Genomic DNA, 20577 nt, shown 5'->3' on the forward strand with positions numbered 1-20577 from the left:
GCTCACCGATTGTCGCAAAGCCGTCGTGTGATGGCCTGTCTGCGAACAAGAATTCGGCCAGATGCACGCCTAGCAGGATTCACCATCAGACAATCACCAGCAAGGGGAGCCGAGTTCCGTCCAGTGGCCAGGTCGAGTGATTATCAGTTCTATCGTGGCGGCCCGCCGGATCGGACAGTCTTCCTGGGCTCCATGCCCATTTATATCGGCGCGGCGATGATTGCGGTGGCGATCCTGCTCTCGACGCTGATCACAGGGCTGACCTCCCGCTATGTCGGCCTCGAAGCTCCGACCGACGAGAACATGTGGCTGGTCGATCGCCTCACCGGCAGCGTCTATCGCTGCCAGGCGGAGGGCCGGGGCAAGGCCGCATGCGAGCCCGATATCGCCACCGGGAGCGTAGGGGAGCGCCCAAAAGCCGCACGTTAGATCGAGCGAAACTCTCTTCCTCCGCGAGACGCTATCCCGGAAAGATAGCTGTCGCGTAGGCCGGCATCACGCTGGTTTCGTTTTCCGGAGGAGGAAACTTGATGAAGACCCTGTTGCTCGCGGCGGCGTTCGCTGCACTTGCTCTGTCTCCCGCATCGGCTGCCAAGATGGCCTGCACCAGCGCGAATATGGCCAAGCTTGTTGTCGGCCTGGGCGGTGAAGACACGCCCGGCAAGATCGCGGCGCGGAAGTCGATGGCTTCGGCCAATTCCGACATGAGCAAAGGCAACATGCGCAGCGCCTGCAAGCACTACGTGAGCGCCGAGAAGGCGATGGCGATGAAGTAAGCTTCGCGCCAATCCGGTTTGATCCGGCCGCGCTGTCAGCAGATGGCAGCGCGGCTTTTCTTTGCCTCGATCCTTCTCCTGTTCTTTTTCTTGTTCTTTTTCCTGGCGCGAATCCCGCTACATTGCCTGCCGCAATGTCCCGCGCACCAAAACCCCTTCCGCTCCCGACGACGCAGGCCCGGCAGATCTGGCTGCGCGCCCAGCGGCTCGACACGCGCGCGCCGTTCGGCGAGGGCGCCCAGGCCGTGGCGGAGGCGATCGCCCATCTCGGCTATGTACAGATCGACACCATCAACGTGATCGAGCGCTGCCATCACCACATCCTGTTCAGCCGCATCCCGTCCTATGGCCGGGCCGATTTGCGCCATGCCCAAAGCATCGACAAAAGCGTGTTCGAATACTGGACCCACGCGCTGTCCTACGTGCCGTCGAACGATTTCCGGTTCTTCCAGCCGGCGATGCGCGAGCACAAGCGCGAGGGCCACAGATGGTATGCCTCGGTGACGCCGGCCGACACGCGCAAGGTGATGCGGCTGCTCCGCGCCGGCCCGCTGACGATCCGCGACATCGAGGACGACGTGCTCACCGAGAAGGAGCATCTGTGGCAGAGCCGCAAGCCTTCGAAGCGGGCACTTCAGCTTGCCTTCTACACCGGCGTCGCGACCATCAGCGCGCGCCAGGGCATGCTCAAGACCTATGATCTGATGACGCGGCATTTCGGCTGGGACAAGCTGCCGAAGCCGGCCTCGGCCAAGGAGATCACGGCCTATCTGCTGGACCGCGCGCTGCGCTCGCAAGGCGTGGTCAGCCTCGATTCGATCTGCCATCTCGATGCGCCGAGCAAGAAGGCGGTCGCGGCCCTCATCGCCTCGCGCGTCCGCCGCGGCGAACTCCTGCCTGTCGCGATCGAGGGCGCCGGCAAGCAGGAGCACTGGGCCACGCCTGCGGCGCTGGAGCCGCATGAGGTGTCACCCGATCTCGTCCACATCCTGTCGCCGTTCGATCCGCTGATCATCCAGCGCAAGCGCACCAATCTCATCTTCGGCTACAACCATCTGTTCGAGGCCTATGTGCCGAAGGCGAAGCGCAAGCTTGGTTACTTCGCGCTGCCCGTGCTGGTCGGCGACGAGATCGTCGCCGCGCTCGATCTCAAGACCGACCGGCAGGCCAAGAAGCTGTTGATGCAGAAATGGACTTGGCTCGGGCAGGGCAAGAAGACGGCGGGGCGCAAGGAGCTGAAGCAGAAGATCGAGGAGGAGCTCGATCGGTTCGAGCGGTTTCAGCTGGCGGATTAGATCCCACTTCGTAGGGCGGATTAGCCGAAGGCGTAATCCGCCATCCCTGTCATCGCGGAGAGAGGATCGGTGGATTACGCTGCGCTAATCCGCCCTACGGATCACCGCGAGCTGGTCGATCCAAACGCCCAACAGAATCCCGGCCGCATACGCCACCAGATTCCACAGCGAGAAGATCCGGCCCAACAGCAACGCGCCGGCGGTGGTGAGCCGGAACGCATCGAGCCAGGGCGTATGCACCGGCCGCGAAAGCTCGACCACGATCGCGATCACCATGGCGACGGCCGCGATCTGGCTCCGCGACATCAGCGGCAGCACAACCCCGACCAGTAAGAACACCATCGTCGCCCACAGCAGCGAGCCGCCGTACTTGACCACGAAGGCCGGAAGGCCGATCGGAAAGCCGTACCAGCGTAGGGACAGCCCGCAGGCGATCACGGCGAGCGCCAGCCCGGCTCGGACCAGCATCCGTCGTCGCAGCGCAAGGGTGTTGACCGGCTGCGCTCCGTGCATGGCTTCCATTGACTCTTTGCCCGTGATGCTGAAAACCGCCAATTAGCCCATAAAAGCAACAACCCTGGGGGGAAGCCATGAGCCAGACCACGACCTATACCGGTTCCGCCGGTGCGAAAAGCGCCATCGAAACCTCGACCATTCGCGCCATCTCCTGGCGCCTGATCCCGTTCCTGGTGCTGGCCTACTTCTTCTCCTATCTCGACCGCGTCAATCTCGGCTTCGCCGCGCTGACCATGAACGCCGAGCTGAAGTTCACGCCGCTGATCTTTTCCTGGGGCGCCGGCATCTTCTTCATCGGTTATTTCATCTTCGAGGTGCCGAGCAATCTGGCGCTGGAGAAGTTCGGCGCCAGCCGCTGGATCGCCCGCATCATGGTGACCTGGGGCATCATCTCGGCCCTGATGGCGCTGGTGAGCGGCGTGACCAGCTTCTATGTCCTGCGCTTCCTGCTCGGCGTGGCCGAAGCCGGCTTCTTCCCGGGTATCATCCTCTATCTGACCTATTGGTACCCGGCCGAGTATCGCGGCCGCTTCCTTGCGGCCTTCGCGATCGCCGTGCCGGTCTCGACCGTGATCGGCGCGCCGATCTCGGGCCTGCTGCTCGGGCTCGACGGGGTCATGGGACTGAAGGGCTGGCAGTGGCTGTTCATTCTCGAGGGCATCCCTTCGGTGCTGCTCGGCATCGTCACCTGGTTCTATCTCACCGACAGGCCGGAGAAGGCGGACTGGCTCTCGGCCGAGCAGAAGGCCTGGCTCAAGGCGAGGCTTGATGCCGAGATCGCGGCCAAGCAGGCCGTGAAGCATCTGACGCTTGGCGAGGCGCTGTCCTCGCCCAAGGTGATCATGCTGAGCCTGATCTATTTCGGCTTCGTCGGCGCGCTTTACGGCATGCAGTTCTGGCTGCCGCAGATCGTCAAGGCGTTCGGCCTCACCAACGCCCAGACCGGCTTCGTCACCGCGATCCCCTATGTGTTCGGCACGGTCGCCATGATCCTGTGGGCGCGGCATTCGGATGCCACGCGCGAACGCGTGATGCATGTCGGCGCGCCCATGATCCTGATCGCGGTCGCGCTCGCCATCTCCAGCTACCTCACCGATCCCACCATGACGATGGTGGCGCTGACCTTCGCCGCGATCGGCGTGTTCTGCGTGTTCGGCGTGTTCTGGACCTTGCCGACCTCCTGGCTGTCGGGCACGGCGGCCGCCGGCGCCATCGCGCTGATCAACTCGATCGGCAATCTGGCCGGCTTCGGCGGCCCGTATCTGATCGGCTGGGTCAAGGAAGCGACCGGACAGACTTCGACGGGTCTGCTGGTGCTCGCGGTCCTGCCGCTGCTCGCCGGCATTTTGGTCTTTGTCGGCGGCCACGAGACCAAACACGAGTTCGCCGAGCAGGGGCGGTAGCGCCGAGCGAACGGTCCCGTAGGGTGGGCAAAGGCGCATTTGCGCCGTGCCCACGAGCTCTCTCGATCACGAAAAATGCGTGGGCACGCTTCGCTTTGCCCACCCTACGGCATCGCGCCTGAGGCGAGGGATTCGGGCTACAAGCCTCCGCGAAGCCTACTATAGCACCTCCTCAACCGTGCCCTCGCAATCCTTACCACCCCTTAACGATCACGCTTTTCTGATAACTGACGATTATTGACTTTTATCAGTGATTAGTCGACATTCCTCTCATTACAGACGCAGGAGTGTCCTCCGATGTTCGTTCGGTCCGTTTTGTCCAGCTATTCCAGGCTCTTGGCGGGTGTGTCGCTGGCCCTGATGGCCGCCGCGCTGGCTGGGTGCAACGATACCGTGGCGCAGAAGGCCGAGCCGCCGCGGCCGGTTCTGGTCGCAACCGCCCATTATGATGCCGAGACCCCGGAGCGCAGCTTCGTCGGGACCGTCCGCCCCCGGATCGAGAGCGACCTCGGCTTTCGCGTCGCCGGCAAGGTCGACAAGCGTCTGGTCGAGGTCGGCCAGACCGTCGAGATCGGCCAGCCGCTCGCCACCCTCGACGAGATCGACCTGAAGCTCCAGGCCGAGCAGGCCGTCGCGGAGCAGACCGCGGCCACTGGCGTGCTGGCCCAGGCCGCCGCCGCCGAGCAGCGCGCCAAGGATTTGAAGGCCAAGGGCTGGACCACGGATGCGGCGCTGGATTCGAGCCGCGCTGCTGCCGACGAGGCCCGTGCGCGCCTCGACCGCGCCGTCCGCTCGGTTGAACTGACCAAGAATTCCCTTTCCTACGCGACGCTCAACGCCGACGCCCGTGGCGTCGTCACCGCAACGCTGATCGAGCCCGGCCAGGTGGTTGCCGCAGGCCAGACCTCGATCCGTGTCGCCCGCTTTGCCGAAAAGGAAGCGGTCGTCGCGATCCCTGAGACGCTGGTCGGACGTGCCAAGTCGGGCGCCGCCAGCGTCACTCTTTGGTCGGAGCCGGACAAGAAGTACACGGCGAAGCTGCGCGAGATCGCGCCCACCGCGGATTCCGCCACGCGCACCTATCTCGCAAAGTTCTCGCTGCCCGAAGCCGACGACAAGGTTTCGCTCGGCATGACCGCGACGCTGACGCTGTCGGACGCCGCCACCGAGCGCGTCGCGCGTCTGCCGCTGTCGGCGCTGTTCAACGAGGGCGGCAAGCCGTCCTTCTATGTCGTCGACGACAATGGCGCGGTCACGCTGAAGCCGGTGGCGGTGAAGTCCTACGACAGCAATGACGTCGTCATCACCAGCGGTGTCGACGAGGGTGCCAAGATCGTCACGCTCGGCGTGCAGAAGCTCGATCCCGGCCAGAAGGTGCGGGTGGTGTCGTCACTGTCTTTCTGAGCGTTACGACCAGTTACGTCGTGTGAGGTGAGTTTCGGCCTTTGCCCCTACGCAACGGCTGAAGCGGCGAAGCGATCCAGAACCTGCCCAGCCCCCTGGATTGCTTCGCTGCCTCGCGACGACGCCTTGAACAGAGCGGCTGTCGTTTTTGGCAAGTGGATCGTTTTTTCCGGAGAGTGCGATGAAGCGCTTCAATCTTTCGGCCTGGGCCGTCAGCCATCCGACGCTGGTGTTGTTCCTGATGCTCGTGCTCGGCGTCGCCGGCTTCTTCTCCTATCAGAAGCTCGGCCGCGCCGAGGATCCGTTCTTCACGGTGAAGGTGGTCAACGTCTCGGTGATGTGGCCGGGCGCGACCGCGCAGGAAATGCAGACCCAGGTCGCCGATCCCATCGAGAAGAAGATCCAGGAGCTGCCCTATTTCGAGAAGGTGCAGACCTACTCCAAGCCCGGCTTCACCGCGCTTCAGGTCACCTTCCGCGACTCCACGCCGCCGAAGGACGTGCCTTATCTCTTCTATCTCCTGCGCAAGAAGCTCGTCGACGTGCAGGGCCAGCTGCCCGCAGGGATCCTGGGACCGGTCGTCAACGACGAGTTCTCCGACGTCGATTCCATCCTCTATATGATGACCGGCGACGGCGCCGATTACGCCCAGCTCAAGAAGGTCTCCGAAGGTTTTCGTCAGCGCCTGCTCAAGGTGCCTGGCGTCACCAAGGTTGACGTCTACGGCAATCAGGACGAGCGCATCTTCGTCGAGTTTTCGCATGCGAAGCTCGCCACCCTCGGCATCACGCCGCAGGCGCTGTTCGATTCGCTTGCCAAGCAGAACAACGTGACCCCGGCCGGCACGGTCGAGACCTCGTCGCAGCGCGTGCCGCTGCGCGTCACCGGTGCGCTCGACGGCGCCAAGGCCGTGGCCGAGACCCCCGTCGAGAGCAACGGCCGCGTGTTCCGCCTCGGCGACATCGCCACCGTCACCCATGGTTATGTCGATCCGCCGAGCTTCGTCGTCCGTCAGGAAGGCAAGCCCGCGATCGGCATCGGCGTCGTCACCGCCAAGGGCGCCAACATCCTCGAGCTCGGCAAGGAGGTCGAGAAGGCGACCGCGGAGTTCATGAAGGCCGTGCCGCAGGGCGTCGACGTCGCGCTGATCGCCGATCAGCCCAAGGTGGTCGAGCACGCCGTCGGCGAGTTCGTGCACTCCTTCATGGAAGCGCTCGTCATCGTGCTGTTCGTCTCGTTCCTCGCACTCGGCTGGCGCACCGGCATCGTGGTCGCGCTGTCCGTGCCGCTGGTGCTCGGCATCGTCTTCATCGTCATGAACACGATGTCGCTCGACCTGCACCGCATCACGCTCGGCGCGCTGATCATCGCGCTCGGCCTGCTCGTTGACGACGCCATCATCGCGGTCGAGATGATGGTGGTGAAGATGGAGCAGGGCTGGGATCGCATGCGTGCGGCGTCCTTTGCCTGGGAATCCACTGCGTTTCCGATGCTCACGGGAACGCTGGTCACGGCCGCTGGCTTCCTCCCCATCGGCTTTGCCAATTCCGCGGTCGGCGAATATGCCGGCAGCATCTTCTGGATCGTGGCGATCGCGCTGGTCGCGTCCTGGTTCGTGGCGGTGATCTTCACGCCCTATATCGGCGTCATGCTGCTGCCCAACATCAAGGTGCATCACAATCACGATCCGCACGCGGTCTACGAGACCCGCATGTACCGCGGCCTGCGTGCCATCGTGCAATGGTGCGTCAATCACCGCATCACCGTGGTGGTCGCGACCGTCGGCGTCTTCATCGCCTCCATCGTCGGCTTCGGCCATGTCCAGCAGCAGTTCTTCCCGCTGTCGGAGCGGCCCGAGCTGTTCCTCCAACTGCGTCTGCCCGAGGGTACCGCCTTCAACGTTACCGAGAAGGCCGTGAAGAAGGCCGAGACGCTGCTCAAGGACGACAAGGACATCGAGACCTATACGTCTTATGTCGGCCAGGGCTCGCCGCGCTTCTGGCTTGGCCTCAACCCGCAACTGCCGAACGAGGCCTTTGCCGAGATCGTCATCGTCGCCAAGGGCGTCGAGGCACGCGAGCGAGTCAAGGCCAAGATCGAGGGTGCGGTTGCCGACGGCATGCTGACCGAGGCGCGCGTGCGCGTCGACCGTTTCAATTTCGGCCCGCCGGTCGGCTTCCCCGTGCAGTTCCGCGTGATCGGCCCCGACGCCAACAAGGTGCGCGAGATCGCCTACCAGGTTCGCGACGTCATGCGGCAGAACAAGAACGTCAAGGACGTCCAGCTCGACTGGAACGAGCAGTCGCCTTACCTCAAGCTCGTCGTCGACCAGGATCGCGCCCGTGCCATGGGTCTCACCCCGCAGGACGTCTCCCAGGCGCTGTCCATGCTGATCTCGGGCGCGCAGGTCACGACCGTACGTGACGGCATCGAGAAGGTTGGCGTGGTTGCCCGCGCGATTCCGTCCGAGCGCCTCGATCTCGGCGGCGTCGGTGATCTCACCATCACCTCGAAGAACGGCGTGGCCGTGCCGCTGCAGCAGATCGCCAAGATCGAGTACGCCCACGAGGAGCCGATCATGTGGCGGCGCAACCGCGACATGGCGATCACCGTGCGCTCGGACGTCGTCGACGGCGTGCAGGCGCCCGACGTCACCAACCAGATCACGCCGAAGCTGCAGCAGATCAAGGACTACCTCGAGCCGGCCTACCGCATCGAGCCGGGTGGTGCGTTCGAGGAATCCGCCAAGGGCAATGCCTCGATCTTCATCCTCTTCCCGCTGATGGTCATGGTGATGCTGACGCTGCTGATGTTCCAGCTGCAGAGCTTCTCGCGTCTGATCCTGGTGTTCCTGACCGCGCCGCTCGGCATCGTCGGCGCCTCCTTCGGCCTCAACGTCGCCAACGCGCCGTTCGGCTTCGTGGCTCTGCTGGGCCTGATCGCGCTCGCCGGCATGATCATGCGCAACACGGTCATCCTGGTCGACCAGATCGAGACCGACGTGTCTCACGGCTTGACTCGCCGGGAGGCGATCGTGGAGGCGACCGTCCGCCGCGCCCGCCCGGTGGTGTTGACGGCGCTCGCCGCTATCCTCGCCATGATCCCGCTGTCGCGGTCGGCCTTCTGGGGCCCGATGGCGATCACGATCATGGGCGGCCTGTTCGTCGCGACGTTCCTGACGCTGCTGTACCTGCCGGGCCTCTACGCCCTGTGGTTCCGCAAGAGCCTCGACGAGGCCGGCACCCCCGAGCAGCCTGCCGCGCCGCAGCATGGGAGCGATGACCAGCACGCAATTCCGCTTGCTGAAGCGGCTGAATAAATGAGAAGACTACCGACGGACGAGTCCTGACACATGACACTGGTTGCGGAACATATCGAAGGCGACACCCGGGATCGTATTCTCGAGGTGGCTGAGCGGCTGTTCCGCGTGATCGGCTACCAGAAGACCACGGTCGGGGACATCGCCAAAGAGCTCCGGATGAGCCCCGCCAATGTCTATCGCTTCTTCGAATCGAAGAAGGCGATCCACCAGGCGGTGGCGCGGGGCCTGATGGGTGAGGTCGAGCTGGAGGCGCAGCGGATCGTGGCTCGGCCCGGCCCGGTGCTTCCGCGCTTCCGCGAGCTGCTCACCACCATCCACCGCATGAACACCGAGCGCTATGTCGGCGATTCCAAGCTGCATGAGATGGTCGAGATCGCCATGCAGGAGGACTGGGACGTCTGTGTCGCCCATATGGAGTGCATTGCCGGCTTCATGGGCCAGATGATCGCGCAGGGCGTTGCTTCTGGCGAATTCGAAGCACCGGACCTGCAGTTGGCCTCGCTGTGCGCCTGCACCGCGATGATGCGCTTCTTCCACCCCCAGATGATCGCCCAGTGCGCCACCAAGCCGGGCCCGACCATCGACCAGATGATCGATTTCGTCATCGCGGGTCTGTCGCCGCGCCACTGACGGGCCGCCGGGTTTCCCCTATAAGCTGCTTCGCATTGCCCGGAATGGCGGGATAGCGGAGAAGCAGCGCGTGACCGACAAAGACCTGTACTTCTACGAGCCCTCCAAGGGCCACGGCCTCAAGCACGATCCCTTCAACGCCATCATCGCGCCGCGGCCGATCGGCTGGATCTCGTCGCGCGACAGCAAGGGCCACGTCAACCTCGCGCCCTACAGCTTCTTCAACGCCTTCGCTTACGTGCCGCCGATCATCGGCTTCTCCTCCACCAACTGGAAGGACTCGGTCGAGAACATCCAGCAGACCGGCGAGTTCGTCTGGAATCTCGCCACCATGGATCTCGCCAAGCACATGAACGCGACCGCCGCGCATGTCGCCCCTGAGGTCGACGAGTTCGAGATCGCGGGTCTCACCGCCGTGCCGGGTAAGCTGGTCAACGTGCCGCGCGTCGGCGAGAGCCCCGTCGCCTTCGAATGCAAGGTGTCCGACATCGTCCGCCTCAAGGGCGCCGACGGCAAGGAGGCCGACGCCTGGCTGACGCTCGGCGAGGTCGTTGCCGTCCATATCGACAAGGCCATGATCAAGGACGGCGTCTACCAGACCGCCGCCGCCCGCCCGATCGTCCGCGCCGGCCGTCGCGGCGATTATTTCGAGATCAAGCCGGAAAACATGTTCGAGATGGTTCGGCCGGACTAGGCCGGGCCGCACTCTCTCCACGCAGTCATTCCGGGGCGACGCGTAGCGTCGAGCCCGGAATCCATAACCACCATCGAGCGTATGGATTCCGGGCTCGCGCCAAGAGGCGCGCCCCGGAATGACATGGGGAGACATTCAGCCCATTCCCCCTCCCGGAACTGCCCCCACGCCCCGGCCGTTATGGTCCCCGGGGCGGCCGCCCGGCCGCGTCAATTCGCATCATTTTGCTGGCGAAGTGTTCACGCATGCCGGCCACTTTCCGCTAAAATGCCGATACCCGCGCCGTTTCATGAGGTCCGCCATGAGCTTCCGCCGCGACACCCTGACCAAGCCGATCTTCTCCTGGGCGCGCGGCGTGCTGCCGGCGATGTCCGACACCGAGCGCGAGGCGCTGGAGGCCGGTGACGTCTGGTGGGACGCCGATCTTTTCACCGGCAATCCCGACTGGTCGAAGCTGCTGAAGATCCCGCAGGCGACGCTGACCGGCGAGGAGCAGGCCTTCCTCAATGGTCCCGTCGACGAGCTCTGCGCCATGCTCGACGAGTGGAAAATCTTCTGGGAATGGCGCGACCTGCCGCAGGAGGCATGGGCCTTCATCAAGCGCGAGAAATTCTTCGGCATGATCATTCCGAAGGAGTTCGGCGGCCTCGGTTTCTCGCCCTATGCGCATTCGGAAGTGGTGCGGAAAATCTCGACCCGCTCGATCGCAGCCGCCGTCACCGTGATGGTGCCGAACTCGCTTGGCCCCGGCGAACTGTTGATGCGCTTCGGCACCAAGGAGCAGCAGGAGCGCTGGCTGCCGCGGCTCGCCGACGGCCGCGACATCCCCTGCTTCGGCCTCACCAGCCCCGAAGCCGGCTCCGATGCCGCCTCGATGATCGACACCGGCATCATCTGCAAGGGCAATTTCGAGGGCCGCGAGGTCCTTGGCCTCAGGCTGAACTGGCACAAGCGTTACATCACGCTCGGCCCCGTCGCGACGCTGCTGGGTCTCGCCTTCAAGGCCTATGATCCCGATCATCTCGTCGGCGATCAGGAAGAGCTTGGCATCACCGTCGCGCTGATCCCGACCAATCTGCCCGGCGTCGAGATCGGACATCGTCATCTGCCATCGATGCAGGTGTTCCAGAATGGCCCGAACTGGGGCCGCGACGTCTTCATCCCGCTCGACTATGTCATCGGCGGTGAGGCGCGGCTCGGCCAGGGCTGGAAGATGCTGATGACCGCGCTCGCCGCCGGCCGCGGCATCTCGCTGCCGTCGCTCTCCGCGGCCGGCGCGGCTTACGCGGCGCGCACCACCGGCGCCTATGCCCGCATTCGCGAGCAGTTCGGCATCTCCATCTCGAAGTTCGAAGGCGTCGAGGAGCCGCTCGCGCGCATCGTCGCCACTGCCTACCAGCTCGATGCGGCGCGGCGGCTGACTTGTGCTGCTTTGAACGCCGGCGTTCATCCCGCAGTGATCTCCGGCATCATGAAGCTGCACGCGACCGAGCGGATGCGCATCGCGATCGACGACGCCATGGACATCCACGGCGGCAAGGCCGTGATCGACGGTCCGCAGAACTATATCGGCAATTTGCATCGCGCCGTGCCCGTGGGCATCACGGTCGAAGGCGCCAACATCCTCACCCGCAATCTCATCGTGTTCGGGCAGGGCGCGATCCGGGCGCACCCCTACCTGCTCGACGAGATGAATGCGCTGGCCGACACCGACCGCGAGCGCGGGCTCACCGCGTTCGACAAGGCGTTCTGGAAGCATGTCGGTCACAGCTTCCAGACCCTGTTCCGCGCCTTCGGCCGAAGCTGGACCTTTGGCGCCTTTGCGCTGGCGCCTGACGCAGGCGATGCCACGCCGTTCTATCGCCAGCTCTCGCGCTACTCCGCCGCGTTTGCGCTTTGCGCCGACATGGCGCTGCTGACGCTCGGCGGCGCGCTTAAGCGCAAGGAGATGCTGTCGGCGCGGTTCGGCGACATCCTCTCCGAGCTCTACCTGCTCTCGGCCGCGCTGAAGCGCTGGCAGGACGAGGGACGGCAGAAGGAAGACTTTGCCGCGCTGGAATGGTGCATGGCGTCGGGCTTCCGGACGATCGAGAACAGGCTCGCCGAGATCCTCGCCAATCTGCCGAACCGTTTCGTCGCCGTGATCCTCAAACTCGTGGTCCAGCCGTTCGGCGCGCGCGTGCTCGGGCCTTCCGACCGCGTCGTGCACCAATGCGCAAGCCTCGTGCTGGAGCCCACGGCCGCGCGCGAACGCCTGACGCCGGATCTCGCCCATGTCGACGACGATAGCGGTTTTGCCCGGCTGGAGCGCGCGTTCAAGCTGGTCGCGGCGACCGACGCCATCGCCAAACGCATGCGGGCTGCTCATATCCGCGACTGGAACGACGCCGTCACCAAGGGCGTGATCACGCGGGCCGAAGGCGAGCAGCTCGCTTCCGCTCATGAAGCCGTCACAAAAGTCATCGAGGTCGACGATTTTGCGCCGGAGGCGCTGTCGCCGATTTACAAGAAAACCGGCGACGTGCATCAGTTCTTCCAGGAACTCGGTGAACAGAGGGCGGCGAGCTGATGGCACGACCGGTATTCATCGTCGACGGCAGCCGGACGCCGTTTCTGAAAGCACGCTCCGGACCGGGCCCGTTCACGCCGGTCGATCTCGCCGTGCAATGCGGCCGGCCGCTGCTGGCGCGCCAGCCGTTTGCACCGACCGACTTCGATCAGGTCATCCTCGGCTGCGTCAACGTCATCGCCGACGAGATGAACCCGGCCCGCGTCGCGGCGCTCCGGCTCGGCATGGGCGAGGACATGGTCGCTTTCACCGTGCAGATCAATTGCGGCTCCGGCATGCAGTCGATCGATACCGCCTACCGCTACATCCGCGAAGGTCATGCCGACATGATCCTGGCCGGCGGCACCGAGGCGCTCAGCCACGCGCCGCTGGTCTGGCCGAACTCCGGTGTGCGCTGGTTTGCCGGTCTTGCCACCGCCAAGGGCGTGGCCGCGAAGCTCGCCGCCGCGTTCAAGCTGCGTCCGCGCTATCTCAAGCCGATCATCGGCCTCGAGCGCGGGTTGACCGACCCCATCACTGAACTCAACATGGGCCAGACCGCCGAGGTGGTCGGCCACCTCTTCGGCATTACGCGCGCCCAGTCGGATGCTTATGCGGCCGAGAGCCATCGCCGGCTCGCGCATGCGCAGGCCGAGGGCTTTCTGAAAGGCGAGGTCGAGACCGCGTTCGCCCGCGACGGAAAATTCTTCGACCATGACGACGGCGTGCGTCCGGACTCGACAGCCGAGACACTGGCAAAGCTCCGGCCGGTGTTCGAGCGTCCCTGGGGCCAGGTCACCGCGGGCAATTCCTCGCAGATCACCGATGGTGCCTCCTGGGTGATCCTGGCTTCCGACGCGGCGGTGGCAAAGCACAAGCTGACGCCGAAGGCCGCGATCGTCGACAGCAACTGGGCCGCGCTCGATCCCAGCATCATGGGCCTTGGCCCGGTGATGTCGGCGACGCCGCTGCTCCAGCGCAACAACCTCACCGTCCAGGACGTCGAGACCTGGGAATTGAACGAGGCGTTCGCGACGCAAGTGCTCGGCTGTCTCGCCGCCTGGAACGACGACACGTTCTGCCGCGAGATTCTCAGGCTCGACGGCGCGGCCGGCGAGATCGATCGCGAAAAGCTCAACGTCGATGGCGGCGCGATCTCGCTCGGCCATCCCGTCGGCACCTCCGGCAACCGCATCGTGCTGCATCTCGTCAACGCGATGAAGCGGCTCGGCACGCGGCGCGGGATTGCCACCGAGTGCATCGGCGGCGGGCTCGGCGGCGCCATGCTGATCGAGGCGGTGTGACCATGGATTCGAAGATCATGACCGCACTCGGGGACCGGGTGCTCGAGCTCGGGCCCAAGCCTGCCGCCGACGGTCCGTACAAGAACTTCAAGCTGAAGCGCGATGCCGACGGCGTCGCCTGGCTGCTATTCGATCGCGCCGAGACAAGCGCCAACACGCTGTCGGCCGACGTGATGGAGGAGTTCGACGCCGCGCTCGCGGCGATCGAGACCGAGCGTCCGGCAGGCCTCGTGATCCGCTCGGCAAAGCCGTCCGGCTTCATCGCCGGCGCCGACGTCAACGAATTTCGTGGCGCGAGTGATCCGGAGGTGGTGGAGACGCGCATCCGCGCCGCGCATGCGGTGGTGGATCATCTGGAAGCGCTCAAGCTGCCGACGGTCGCGGTCATCCACGGCTTCTGCCTCGGCGGTGGGCTCGAGGTTGCGCTTGCCTGCCAGTCGCGCATTGCCGTCGACGGCGCGCGCTTCGGCTTCCCGGAGGTGATGCTCGGCCTGCATCCCGGCCTCGGCGGCACCGCGCGCTTCACCGCGCTGGTCAATCCGACCCAGTCGATGGCACTGATGCTCACCGGCCGCACCATCGATGCGCGCCGCGCCAAATCGCTCGGTCTCGTCGATACCGTGACGCAGGAGCGTCACGTCCGTGGCGCGGTGAAGGATGTGCTGTTCGGCCGCCTGAAGCGCGCCAAGCCCGGCCTTCTCGCCCGCGCGGCCAATCTCGGCCCCGTGCGCGGGCTGCTTGCCAAACGCATGCGTTCCGAGGCGGCGAAGGCCGCGCCGCGCGAGCACTATCCGGCGCCTTACGCGCTGATCGATCTCTGGGAGACGCATGGCGGCAGCAAGGCCGCGATGCTGAAGGCGGAGCAGGCGTCCTTCGCCAAATTGATGGTGACGCCGACCGCGCAAAATCTGATCCGCGTGTTCTTCCTGCGCGAGCAGATGAAGAAGGCTGCCGGCTCCGGCAACACGGTCAAGCATGTTCACGTCATCGGCGCCGGTGCCATGGGCGGCGATATCGCGGCTTGGGTAGCCGGGCAGGGGCTGCGCGTCTCGCTGGCCGACATGAAAGCCGAGCCGATCGCGGGCGCGGTGAAGCGTGCGGCCGAGCTCTACGGCAAGATCATCCGCAAGCCGACCGAGGTGCGCGACGCGCTCGATCGGCTGATCCCCGATATGGACGGGGAGGGCGTTCGCAACGCCGATCTCATCATCGAGGCGGTGCCCGAGAAGCTCGAGCTCAAGCAAAGGGTCTATGCCGGCCTTGAGCCGAAGATGAAGCCGGGTGCGATCCTTGCGACCAACACGTCGAGCATTCCGCTTCAGGATCTCCGCACCACGCTGGCGCGGCCGGAACGGCTCGTCGGCCTGCACTTCTTCAACCCGGTCTCGCGGTTGCAGCTGGTCGAAATCGTCAGCCATGACGGCAACGATGCGCAGGTGCTGAAGGAAGCGCTCGCCTTCGTCGGTGCGATCGACCGCCTGCCATTGTCGGTGAAGAGCTCGCCCGGCTTCCTCGTCAACCGCGCGCTGACGCCCTACATGCTCGAAGCCATGGTGATGCTGGACGAAAAGACCGACCAGCGCCTGATCGATGCCGCGGCAGAACAGTTCGGCATGCCGATGGGGCCGATCGAGCTGGCCGATCAGGTCGGGCTCGATATCTGCCTGGCGGTCGGCGACATGCTGCGCACGAAATTCGGCGATCTGCTGCCGCCGACGCCGGCTTGGCTGCGCGAGAAGGTCGCCAAGGGCGAGCTCGGCCGCAAGACCGGGAAGGGTTTCTACACCTGGAAGGACGGCAAGGCCGAAAAGGCGCCACTGCCCGAGACCGGTCCGCGCGTCACCGACCAGATGATCGACCGCCTGGTGCTGCCGATGTCCAATGTCTGCGTCGCTTGCCTGCGTGAAGGCATCGTCGACGATCCCGATGCGGTCGACGGCGCCATGATCTTCGGCACCGGTTACGCGCCGTTCCGCGGCGGTCCCCTGAACTATGCGCGCACGCGCGGCGTGGAAAATATTGTATCCACCATGCGCGCGCTGGCCGAGCGATTCGGCGAGCGCTTCGCGCCCGATCCGGGCTGGGACAATTTCAAGTGAGCCTTTCCAAGTGAGACCTGCATGACTGAAATGTCCGACATCGAGCCGAACGGCGATCTCTGCATCCGCACGCTGGCGATGCCCGCCGACACCAATGCCAATGGCGACATTTTCGGTGGCTGGCTGCTCAGCCAGATGGATGTCGGCGGCGGCGTGTTTGCATCGAAGGTCGCGAAGTCGCGCACCGTCACGGTCGCGATCGACGCGATGAACTTTCGCAAGGCGGTCTATGTCGGCGATCTCGTCTCGGTCTACGCCAATCTGGTGCGCGTCGGCCGTACCTCGATGACCGTTCATCTCGAAGCCTGGGCGTTGCGGCGGCGTGAGCTGCAGCCGATCCTCGTGACCGACGGCAATTTCACCTACGTCTCGATCGACGATAACGGCCATCCGCAAGCGATCCAGCGCGACGCTCCACCGATCGCGACGTAATCTCGCGCGGCTTTGCGCCTCATCTCACGAAGACGTGCGGTGTTAAGAAACGCGGCATGACTAAGTCATCGCGTCGCGCCTTTGCCAACAACCAGTCACAAAACGGATGAGGTCCCGGCGTACTCAATGACGCGTCGATTCGGGGTGAAAACCGGCTGATTTGCCCGAGGAACTTTCGGGGAGGGATGCCGTTATTCGCCCGCACTGAGGAATCCACGGGCCATGCCGGACAGCTACATCATCGAAGTGAATTCAGAGACAGCGGGCATCGTCGTTCGCGGTCAAGGCGGCTACTGCTTCTTCGCCTCGTCCCATCAGTTCAATCGCCTCGAAGGCCAGCTCTTCCGCAACGCACGCGAAGCCGAGCGCGCTGCGCGTAAGCTGGTTAACGGTGATGTGAGAGAGGCGGCGTAGCCGCTCTGGTCATTTTCTGACGCGCAGAGCGTGGTCGGAAAATTTTGCAGCCCTTGATACCGCTGCACTTTCCTTCTCCCTTGTGGGAGAAGCTGGCGCGAAGCGCGGGGCGAGCCACCCTCTCCCACAAGGGGAGAGGGTAAGTAAAGCATCACAATTTCGTTGCGGAACGGGACAAGAGCTTCCACTCGTTGCCCTGCTTCAGCCAGTTCATCAGGATGTGAAGGCTGTTTGCCACTTTCTTTCCGTCGGTCATCATCTCGGCCATCCAGTGGAAGCGCACGATCGCGGCGGGGCCGACGATCTTGATGGTCGGATCCTTGTACGCGATCGACAGGAATTCCGTTTTGCCGTCGGTGGCGTTGGCGATGAAGGCCGCCTTGTCCTCGAGGAAGCCGCTGGAATGGCTGTAGCTCAGATCGTCCGAGCACAGCACGCTGAGCGCCTTCGGATCGGCCGCGATCTGGGCGAGGCGAAATGCCTCGACATTTCTTGCCACTGCCTCATGATCCGCCGCGGCAGCATGATCGCGATTAATCGTCATCATTTCCTCCTTTTTTGATCTTGTCGCGAGTGTAGCAGCGGCGTGCCGCGCGTCCCGGAACGATGGCGTTGATCATAATTTCGTCGCGGCGCGCGACAACAGCTTCCACGCGTCGCCCTGCTTCTGCCAGTTCATCAGGATGTGAAGGTTGGTCGGCACTTTTTTCCCATCGGCCGCCATCTCCTGTTCCGCGACCCAGTGGAAGCGCACGATCGCGGCGGGGCCGACCACCTTGATGGTCGGGTCCTGATAGGCGATCGACAGAAACTTCGATTTGCCGTCGGTGGCGTTGGTGATGAAGGTCGCCTTGTCTTCGACCTTGCCGTTGGAATGGCTGTAGCTGAGATCGTCCCAGCATAGCGCGCCGAGCGCCTTCGGGTCGGCCGCGATCTGGGCGAGGCGGAAGGCCTCGACCTGCTTCGCCACGGCTTCTTCGTCCGCTGAAGCCGCGAGCGCCGGTGTCGAGAGCGCAAGCGCGGAGACGGCGAGAGCTGGAACGGCAAGAGTCGAGAGAGCCAGATCGCGTCGGTTGATCGTCATCGTTTCCTCCTTTTTGATCTTGTATGGAGTGTTACAGCCACGGGTAGCTTTGTCGAGTGGCGCGTGATCGTCATCCGCATGCGTTATTGCGTGCGCGGGGCTCTATTGATACGTCTTCGGCATTGATGCGTGGCGCATTCAGGAAAGTACGGACATGATCGAGACTCTCGGCAAGGCATTGTTGTTCGATATCGACGGCACGCTTGCCAATACCGACCCGCTGCATCTGAAGGCGTTCAACCAGGTGCTCGGTCCTCACGGTCATGTCTTCGACCACGCGCGCTTCTCCAGGGAGCTGCAGGGCTTCGCCAATGTGTCGATCGGCGAGCGCTTTCTGCCCAATGAAACGTCGGAGCGGCGCACCGCGATTCTCGGCGAGAAGGAAGAAGTGTTCCGCACGCTCGTGGCGGGACAGATCGCGCCGCTGCCGGGCCTGATGGCGCTGCTCGACCGCGCGGACGCGGCCGGCATTCCCATGGTGGCCGTCACCAATGCGCCGCGTCTCAATGCCGAGCTGCTGCTCTCCGGCCTCGGCATCACGCACCGCTTCAGGACGCTCGTGATCGGCGACGAGTTGCCGCACGGCAAGCCGCATCCATTGCCCTATCAGGAGGGCTTGCGTTTCGTCGGCGCCAGCGCGGCTGCCTCGATTGCCTTCGAGGATTCCCGTTCCGGCGTGCAGTCGGCCACGGCTGCCGGCATTCCGACCATCGGCATCCGGACCAGCCTCAGCCATGCTGACCTTGTTGGGGCCGGCGCGGTCGCTTCCGCCAGCGCCTTCGACGATCCCGGGCTGCTCGCGCGGCTCGCAGCTGCGATGGGTGGTGAGGGTTTCATCCATTAACCGTGATCGGCACGCGCATTGACCACGCGCGCGAACCGCCGCACCATGCACTGCTCTGATTTGAGGCCATTGCCGTGACCGGATTGACCCATCGCCAAGCTGAAATTCTCAACATCGCCCGCGCCTCCGGCCGCGTCATGGTCGAGGAGCTGGCGCGCCGGTTCGAAGTCTCGGCGCAAACCATCCGCAAGGACCTCAACGATCTCTGCGAACGCCGTTCGCTGACCCGCGTCCATGGTGGCGCGATCATCGCCTCGGGCGTCGAAAATCTCGCCTATGAGGCGCGCCGCTTCGTCGCTGCCGACGAGAAGAAGGCGATCGGCGCTGCGGCCGCATCGCTGATCCCGAACGGTTGCTCGCTCTTCATCAACATCGGCACCACGACGGAGGAGGTCGCGAGCGCCCTGACCTCGCATGAAGATCTCCTCGTCATCACCAACAATTTGAACGTCGCCATGCTGCTCTACCGCCATCCCCGCATCGAGGTGGTGGTGGCCGGCGGCACGGTGCGGCGCGCCGACGGCGCCGTGGTCGGCTCGACCGCAACGCAGCTGATCGGCCAGTTCAAGGTCGACTACGCCATCATCGGCGCGTCCGCGATCGACGAGGAGGGCGCGCTGCTCGACTTCGACTACCGCGAGGTGCAGGTGGCGCAGGCCATCATCGCCAATGCCCGCAGCGTCATGCTGGTGGCCGATTCCACAAAGCTTCGCCGCAGCGCGCCGGTCCGCATCGCCCATATCAGCCAGATCCAGACCTTCGTCACCGATCAGGAACTGCCCGAGCGCCTCGCCACCATCTGCCACAGCAAGGGCATCGAGGTGATGGCCGCGATGCCGAAGGGGGCGAGCGACATCGATGACGCTCAGGCCGAAGCGCAGGACGCCGCGCCTGAAGCCGCGCCGGTCGTGCGGCTGCGCTAGCGGCCTACGCGGCGTCCCACGGGTTGTGCAAGGGCACGCCGAACGTCGCAAAATCCTTCACGTTGCGCGTAACGAGTGTCAGGTTATGGGCGAGGGCTGTTGCCGCGAAGAACCCGTCCATCACCGACAGCGCGATGCCGCTGCGACGGCTCTGCGCCATCAGATAGCCCCAGCGCTCGGCGACGGAATGATCGATCGGCAGGATGCGCTCTGCAAACCGAGCCGGCAAATCATGGCTAAGCCAGGCGGTCAGCGCGACGCGTCGACGGCCGTCGTCCAGCAGCGCAACGCCGCGGCGAAGCTCGGCAATCGAAGCAACGCTGATGAACGCGCGATCCTCATCGACCGTGTCGAGCCACGCCAGAACTTTTGGAGAAGGTGCTGGTCGCTGAACCTCCGACAGCACATTGGTGTCGAGGAGCAGGTTCACGGCATTTCGTCGCGTGGTTCATCCCGCATGCGCTCCAGCTCGAGCTCGGCACCGCGCAGCGGCGACGCCAGCAGGAATTCGGCGAGCGTGCCTTTGCGCGCGGTCTTACGTGCCCATTCGTCAGCAGAAACGACCACCGCATTGGGTTTGCCATGACGGGTAATGATCTGGGGACCAGTCTGGGCACGATCGACAACCTCGGACAGGCGCGCCTTGGCATTGGCGAGCGTCCAAGTATCGGTCGGCGAATTGGGGGCTGTGGTGTGGTCTGTCATGTCGTTTACAACCAATATGACTATTATGACTATATATGTTCGAAGTGCTGATTCAAGCGCGCTACTGCACCCCAGATCACCATCCTAAGCGCTCATTTCGACGGCGAATTGCCCACCAAAAAAGTTCCTCTTTCGCTTCCTTTCCCCTCTCTTTCGTCTTGCTTTCGTTTTTCGGTGTGATCTA

At 64.3% G+C, this 20577-nt stretch carries 20 protein-coding genes; 15 read left to right on the forward strand and 5 right to left on the reverse strand.

The annotated features are described in order from the left end of the window. The first annotated feature begins 192 nt into the window (after positions 1 to 192). The 3 genes from NLM32_RS12310 (at position 193) to NLM32_RS12320 (ending at position 2071) form a co-directional block, all read left to right on the forward strand. The gene (locus tag NLM32_RS12310; protein WP_254129241.1) at positions 193 to 429 is read left to right on the forward strand and encodes a hypothetical protein; all 237 of its coding nucleotides are present in this window, start codon (positions 193 to 195) and stop codon (positions 427 to 429) included. A gap of 101 nt (positions 430 to 530) precedes the next feature. Then, complete coding sequence (locus NLM32_RS12315) at positions 531 to 776, forward strand: hypothetical protein (RefSeq protein WP_254129242.1); 246 nt, start codon at positions 531 to 533, stop codon at positions 774 to 776. Positions 777 to 910: 134 nt separating this feature from the next. Beyond that, complete coding sequence (locus NLM32_RS12320; RefSeq protein ID WP_254129243.1) at positions 911 to 2071, forward strand: winged helix-turn-helix domain-containing protein; 1161 nt, start codon at positions 911 to 913, stop codon at positions 2069 to 2071. Between the two features lie 84 nt (positions 2072 to 2155). Here the strand turns inward: NLM32_RS12320 and NLM32_RS12325 are convergent, their stop codons facing one another. Then, positions 2156 to 2584: a DUF2809 domain-containing protein gene (locus NLM32_RS12325; protein ID WP_254129244.1), complete on the reverse strand. Its 429-nt coding sequence runs from the start codon at positions 2582 to 2584 to the stop codon at positions 2156 to 2158. Between the two features lie 77 nt (positions 2585 to 2661). On the opposite strand from NLM32_RS12325, the gene NLM32_RS12330 reads away from it, so the two are divergent. From NLM32_RS12330 to NLM32_RS12375, 10 genes are all read left to right on the forward strand, one after another. Continuing rightward, complete coding sequence (locus NLM32_RS12330) at positions 2662 to 3990, forward strand: MFS transporter (protein ID WP_254129245.1); 1329 nt, start codon at positions 2662 to 2664, stop codon at positions 3988 to 3990. 297 nt (positions 3991 to 4287) lie between these two features. Then, the gene (locus NLM32_RS12335; RefSeq protein WP_254129246.1) at positions 4288 to 5394 is read left to right on the forward strand and encodes an efflux RND transporter periplasmic adaptor subunit; all 1107 of its coding nucleotides are present in this window, start codon (positions 4288 to 4290) and stop codon (positions 5392 to 5394) included. A 181-nt stretch (positions 5395 to 5575) separates the two neighbouring features. Further along, complete coding sequence (locus tag NLM32_RS12340; RefSeq protein ID WP_254129247.1) at positions 5576 to 8713, forward strand: efflux RND transporter permease subunit; 3138 nt, start codon at positions 5576 to 5578, stop codon at positions 8711 to 8713. 33 nt (positions 8714 to 8746) lie between these two features. After that, a complete protein-coding gene (locus tag NLM32_RS12345) occupies positions 8747 to 9346 on the forward strand; it encodes a TetR/AcrR family transcriptional regulator (RefSeq protein ID WP_254129248.1) in 600 nt (199 codons plus the stop codon). Positions 9347 to 9416: 70 nt separating this feature from the next. Beyond that, positions 9417 to 10040 (forward strand): flavin reductase family protein, encoded by a 624-nt coding sequence (locus NLM32_RS12350; protein ID WP_254129249.1) that lies wholly within the window; start codon positions 9417 to 9419, stop codon positions 10038 to 10040. 301 nt (positions 10041 to 10341) lie between these two features. Next, on the forward strand, positions 10342 to 12609 hold the full coding sequence (locus tag NLM32_RS12355; RefSeq protein WP_254129250.1) for an acyl-CoA dehydrogenase: 2268 nt from the start codon (positions 10342 to 10344) through the stop codon (positions 12607 to 12609). After that, complete coding sequence (locus tag NLM32_RS12360; RefSeq protein WP_254129251.1) at positions 12609 to 13892, forward strand: acetyl-CoA C-acetyltransferase; 1284 nt, start codon at positions 12609 to 12611, stop codon at positions 13890 to 13892. Before NLM32_RS12355 ends, NLM32_RS12360 begins: the two co-directional genes overlap by 1 nt. 2 nt (positions 13893 to 13894) lie before the next feature. Continuing rightward, positions 13895 to 15991 (forward strand): 3-hydroxyacyl-CoA dehydrogenase NAD-binding domain-containing protein, encoded by a 2097-nt coding sequence (locus tag NLM32_RS12365; RefSeq protein ID WP_254129252.1) that lies wholly within the window; start codon positions 13895 to 13897, stop codon positions 15989 to 15991. A gap of 21 nt (positions 15992 to 16012) precedes the next feature. Then, positions 16013 to 16423, forward strand: coding sequence for an acyl-CoA thioesterase (locus NLM32_RS12370; RefSeq protein ID WP_254129253.1), 411 nt, complete (start codon positions 16013 to 16015; stop codon positions 16421 to 16423). A 222-nt stretch (positions 16424 to 16645) separates the two neighbouring features. Further along, positions 16646 to 16837: a hypothetical protein gene (locus NLM32_RS12375; RefSeq protein WP_237866489.1), complete on the forward strand. Its 192-nt coding sequence runs from the start codon at positions 16646 to 16648 to the stop codon at positions 16835 to 16837. A gap of 151 nt (positions 16838 to 16988) precedes the next feature. Here NLM32_RS12375 and NLM32_RS12380 read toward each other — a convergent pair whose 3' ends face one another. Beyond that, positions 16989 to 17384, reverse strand: a complete 396-nt coding sequence (locus NLM32_RS12380; protein WP_254129254.1) for a nuclear transport factor 2 family protein — start codon at positions 17382 to 17384, stop codon at positions 16989 to 16991. Between the two features lie 69 nt (positions 17385 to 17453). After that, on the reverse strand, positions 17454 to 17921 hold the full coding sequence (locus NLM32_RS12385) for a nuclear transport factor 2 family protein (protein ID WP_254129255.1): 468 nt from the start codon (positions 17919 to 17921) through the stop codon (positions 17454 to 17456). 154 nt (positions 17922 to 18075) lie between these two features. Between NLM32_RS12385 and NLM32_RS12390 the strand changes: the two genes are divergently transcribed. Continuing rightward, positions 18076 to 18765: an HAD family phosphatase gene (locus tag NLM32_RS12390; RefSeq protein WP_254129256.1), complete on the forward strand. Its 690-nt coding sequence runs from the start codon at positions 18076 to 18078 to the stop codon at positions 18763 to 18765. A gap of 74 nt (positions 18766 to 18839) precedes the next feature. Next, positions 18840 to 19688 carry a DeoR/GlpR family DNA-binding transcription regulator gene (locus tag NLM32_RS12395; RefSeq protein WP_254129257.1) on the forward strand — a complete coding sequence of 283 codons (849 nt, stop codon included), beginning with the start codon at positions 18840 to 18842 and terminating at the stop codon, positions 19686 to 19688. Between the two features lie 4 nt (positions 19689 to 19692). Here NLM32_RS12395 and NLM32_RS12400 read toward each other — a convergent pair whose 3' ends face one another. Next, positions 19693 to 20118 carry a PIN domain-containing protein gene (locus NLM32_RS12400; protein WP_254129258.1) on the reverse strand — a complete coding sequence of 142 codons (426 nt, stop codon included), beginning with the start codon at positions 20116 to 20118 and terminating at the stop codon, positions 19693 to 19695. Continuing rightward, complete coding sequence (locus NLM32_RS12405; protein WP_254129259.1) at positions 20115 to 20393, reverse strand: type II toxin-antitoxin system Phd/YefM family antitoxin; 279 nt, start codon at positions 20391 to 20393, stop codon at positions 20115 to 20117. The genes NLM32_RS12400 and NLM32_RS12405 overlap by 4 nt, the downstream gene beginning before the upstream one ends. Between the last annotated feature and the right edge of the window lie 184 nt (positions 20394 to 20577).

Origin of the sequence: Bradyrhizobium sp. CCGUVB14 (assembly GCF_024199935.1) — a bacterium.
Lineage (GTDB): Bacteria > Pseudomonadota > Alphaproteobacteria > Rhizobiales > Xanthobacteraceae > Bradyrhizobium.

Excerpts from the sequence above, each read along its gene's own strand:
- NLM32_RS12310 (WP_254129241.1), top strand. The coding sequence starts at position 193 with ATGCCCATTTATATCGGCGCGGCGATGATTGCGGTGGCGATCCTGCTC.
- NLM32_RS12315 (WP_254129242.1), top strand. The coding sequence starts at position 531 with ATGAAGACCCTGTTGCTCGCGGCGGCGTTCGCTGCACTTGCTCTGTCT.
- NLM32_RS12320 (WP_254129243.1), top strand. The coding sequence starts at position 911 with ATGTCCCGCGCACCAAAACCCCTTCCGCTCCCGACGACGCAGGCCCGG.
- NLM32_RS12325 (WP_254129244.1), bottom strand. The coding sequence starts at position 2,584 with ATGCACGGAGCGCAGCCGGTCAACACCCTTGCGCTGCGACGACGGATG.
- NLM32_RS12330 (WP_254129245.1), top strand. The coding sequence starts at position 2,662 with ATGAGCCAGACCACGACCTATACCGGTTCCGCCGGTGCGAAAAGCGCC.
- NLM32_RS12335 (WP_254129246.1), top strand. The coding sequence starts at position 4,288 with ATGTTCGTTCGGTCCGTTTTGTCCAGCTATTCCAGGCTCTTGGCGGGT.
- NLM32_RS12340 (WP_254129247.1), top strand. The coding sequence starts at position 5,576 with ATGAAGCGCTTCAATCTTTCGGCCTGGGCCGTCAGCCATCCGACGCTG.
- NLM32_RS12345 (WP_254129248.1), top strand. The coding sequence starts at position 8,747 with ATGACACTGGTTGCGGAACATATCGAAGGCGACACCCGGGATCGTATT.
- NLM32_RS12355 (WP_254129250.1), top strand. The coding sequence starts at position 10,342 with ATGAGCTTCCGCCGCGACACCCTGACCAAGCCGATCTTCTCCTGGGCG.
- NLM32_RS12360 (WP_254129251.1), top strand. The coding sequence starts at position 12,609 with ATGGCACGACCGGTATTCATCGTCGACGGCAGCCGGACGCCGTTTCTG.
- NLM32_RS12365 (WP_254129252.1), top strand. The coding sequence starts at position 13,895 with ATGGATTCGAAGATCATGACCGCACTCGGGGACCGGGTGCTCGAGCTC.
- NLM32_RS12370 (WP_254129253.1), top strand. The coding sequence starts at position 16,013 with ATGACTGAAATGTCCGACATCGAGCCGAACGGCGATCTCTGCATCCGC.
- NLM32_RS12375 (WP_237866489.1), top strand. The coding sequence starts at position 16,646 with ATGCCGGACAGCTACATCATCGAAGTGAATTCAGAGACAGCGGGCATC.
- NLM32_RS12380 (WP_254129254.1), bottom strand. The coding sequence starts at position 17,384 with ATGATGACGATTAATCGCGATCATGCTGCCGCGGCGGATCATGAGGCA.
- NLM32_RS12385 (WP_254129255.1), bottom strand. The coding sequence starts at position 17,921 with ATGACGATCAACCGACGCGATCTGGCTCTCTCGACTCTTGCCGTTCCA.
- NLM32_RS12390 (WP_254129256.1), top strand. The coding sequence starts at position 18,076 with ATGATCGAGACTCTCGGCAAGGCATTGTTGTTCGATATCGACGGCACG.
- NLM32_RS12405 (WP_254129259.1), bottom strand. The coding sequence starts at position 20,393 with ATGACAGACCACACCACAGCCCCCAATTCGCCGACCGATACTTGGACG.